Annotated in this window: 3 protein-coding genes; 1 reads left to right on the top strand and 2 read right to left on the bottom strand. The window is 36.6% G+C overall.

The annotated features are described in order from the left end of the window. Positions 1 to 514: 514 nt before the first annotated feature. Entirely contained in the window at positions 515 to 1,375 is an 861-nt protein-coding gene (locus AF333_RS26850) for a nucleotidyltransferase-like protein (protein ID WP_052520487.1), read from the bottom strand. A gap of 324 nt (positions 1,376 to 1,699) precedes the next feature. Here AF333_RS26850 and AF333_RS26845 point away from each other — a divergent pair, with 324 nt between their 5' ends. Further along, entirely contained in the window at positions 1,700 to 2,053 is a 354-nt protein-coding gene (locus tag AF333_RS26845; RefSeq protein ID WP_407638699.1) for a DUF2614 family zinc ribbon-containing protein, read from the top strand. Between the two features lie 111 nt (positions 2,054 to 2,164). On the opposite strand, the gene AF333_RS26840 is transcribed toward AF333_RS26845, so the two are convergent. Beyond that, entirely contained in the window at positions 2,165 to 2,596 is a 432-nt protein-coding gene (locus AF333_RS26840; RefSeq protein WP_043065676.1) for a Fur family transcriptional regulator, read from the bottom strand. Between the last annotated feature and the right edge of the window lie 254 nt (positions 2,597 to 2,850).

Below are 2,850 nucleotides of genomic sequence, written 5' to 3'. Positions count from 1 at the left end.
GTCACTTTCGTGGGTAATTTTTATATACTCGCACACATTCGAGTGTTACTGTTCAGTTTTCAAGGAACTTGTTTTTGTGTTGCGCCGCGTTTCAGCAGCGACCTTTATATCTTATCAAAACAAAATATCTTTTGCAACACTTTTTTAAAACTTTTTTTCTAAATCATTTCACCGTTTTTTAGCGGCGACAAGAGATAATATATCACATGTTTGCTGATTCAGTCAACAAAAAACACAAATTTTATTTTTTACTGTCTCTTCCTTTGCTTTTTCTGTGTAGAACCTATAGAGCAACACCGTCGTTTGAACTTCATGTAGGAAAAGACAAAAAAACTTCTACGTAACCCCTTTTCTTTTTTGTCTTATAGATGTATACAAGCTTAAAAACCAGGATAATAAGGCGCACCTTGAAATTTTGCTAACATGGTATGTCAGCCATTCATATATTTTTGAGCCTTACCGTACGTTATAGAAAAAACAACCTCGGAGAGCGTTCCAAGGCTGTACAAATTTGTTACTCAACAGTATATTTTTTTTCTATTCCATACTCGTTTTCTACAAGTACTTCTTTTAACAAGGAACGCTTAGACAATTTCTCCAACAATAAAATTAAATCGAATTGTACTCCATAAAATTCAGGGTGATGCAACAGTTCGTCAACAGACCATGGTTCCTTTCTCTCCCGCATAATATTCAGCAAAAAAGCACTGCATTCTCCCATCTTAGAAATAACTGAGAACTCACTTGCTAATAACAATAATTCAATTCGTTTTACCAACGGGTCATTAGTAGTGATAAGTTCTTCATACAATTTGAAAATAGAGTAATCAATCTGAGAAACTTGCTGCCAAACTACAGTCTCTGGCACCTCTCCTGCTTCAATAACCGCCAATCGTGCCCAATGATGCAGAGCACAAAACATACTATTGTACGCGTCAAGTATTTGCTCCTGGCTTACATATTCCTTTGCTTCTAAATAATGACGCAGAAAGCGGGTAAACTCTACACAAATGGTTCGACTGTGAAACGTAGACGGATACGTAAAGAATCTATCTCTGACTTGCTTCATATAATGCTTTTTGTCATATAGTACTTTCCCCTGCAGTGCCCATTGAACAAAGCGTCGATGAAATCTATTCTCTATAATATGTGTGAAATATAACTGATCGACCCAGCGAATTTGTATGTTTGATGAATTATGTAAAATGTTTTTAATTTTTATTTTTTCGCTTCTTTCTTTTACGATAACCAAATACAGTTCATCAAACCCATCAATTAATGTACTCTGGCCGTTAGTCGGTTTTATATGAATTACCGACTCTACCGTGTCATCAATGATATTATGAAGAAATACAACGGAAAACTCTTCATCCATCTTGTTTGGAACCTCCTCCCTTACAATGCGGTGAATGCTAAAAAGTGACTTCACCTTTTAGCAAAATTTTAAACTTGAAAAATAACAGCGTTTTTTTACAAAATGATAATATATTTGATATCTTTATTCTTTTTCGACAAGAATCATAATTTTACCTTCTACTATTGACATAGTGTTAATGATGATTTAATATAAGGATGTACATTTCTTTTACTCTTCCTGAGGTACTAACTATATCCTTCTTTCCTCCTCAAGCATTTGAGGAGGTTTTTTTTTGTAAAACATGCTATAATTTTGAAGGAAGGCTACGGGAGGGAAATGTACATGCTATTTTCAGGTAAGCTGAACAAGCTAAGAACGCTTGCGCTTGGAATGGTTTTTATCGGCATCGTTATAATGTATATTGGCTATGCTGCATTCGCTGGCTTTTTAGGTACTCTGTTTGCACAAAATACGATTATTATGGCTATTTTTTTAGTATTTGGTTTTCTCTGTATTATGGGAAGCACAGTCATGTACATGTGGCTTGGCATGGTGTCAACTAAAGCTACGCAAGTTTATTGTCCAAGTTGCGGTAAAGTAACCAAAGTAGTCGGAATCCGGGATGAATGCATGTTTTGCAAACAGCCATTGTCACTTGATCCGGCTGATGCACATACTAACCGTCATACACCGTAAGCTGTTCCAAGGAAGAGAAAAGGACACATTGGCCTAAAATCTTTTAGATATTGAAATAACATATGAACAATAAGCAAAGGAGCTTACCATTATTCTGGTAAGCTCCTTTGCTTATTGTTGAACACGACAGGCTTCACATAGCCCGTACACTTCAAGACGATGGAATGCAACTTCAAATCCAGTGTTTATGGATGCTTCTCTTTCCACGCCATGAAGAGATGGATAATGAAAGTCCTTTACTTTACCGCAGCTTATACAAACTGCATGATAATGTTCGCTCATATCGGCATCATACCGACTTGAAGCATCACCATACGTAAGCTCTCGAACCAACCCTATGTCTTTAAAAACACGCAAATTATTATAAACAGTAGCTACACTCATGTTAGGGAACTTCCCCTCCAGCGATTTATATATCTCATCAACAGTAGGATGAGACATGGTCTCTAATAAATAACTTAAAATCGCATGACGTTGAGGAGTCATCCGCACCCCTGCGTCCCTTAGTTTAGCCGTTGCTGTCTGTAATGCTTCTGCGGACATAGGTCATGCACCTCTTTCTAAAAAAGTAATTAATCTCTTTTTATAATATTTATAAATAGTGTAAGACTTCTATTGATAAATTGTCAACTAAGGAGCCTTATCAATAAACGTAAGACAACAAAAAAACGCTGAGATATCTCAGCGTATCACTTTAATTATGTAATGTATCATAAAATCATATGGTGCGGTCGGCGAGACTCGAACTCGCACGGTCGTACGACCACTACCCCCTCAAGATAGCGTGTCTGCCAATT

Source organism: Aneurinibacillus migulanus, assembly GCF_001274715.1.
Classification (GTDB): domain Bacteria; phylum Bacillota; class Bacilli; order Aneurinibacillales; family Aneurinibacillaceae; genus Aneurinibacillus; species Aneurinibacillus migulanus.
Note: the sequence above shows the minus strand (reverse complement) of the source record. Positions and strands in the feature narration are given on the sequence as shown.

Coding starts and splice junctions, on each gene's coding strand:
- AF333_RS26850 (WP_052520487.1), bottom strand. CDS start 1,375: ATGGATGAAGAGTTTTCCGTTGTATTTCTTCATAATATCATTGATGAC.
- AF333_RS26845 (WP_407638699.1), top strand. CDS start 1,700: ATGCTATTTTCAGGTAAGCTGAACAAGCTAAGAACGCTTGCGCTTGGA.
- AF333_RS26840 (WP_043065676.1), bottom strand. CDS start 2,596: ATGTCCGCAGAAGCATTACAGACAGCAACGGCTAAACTAAGGGACGCA.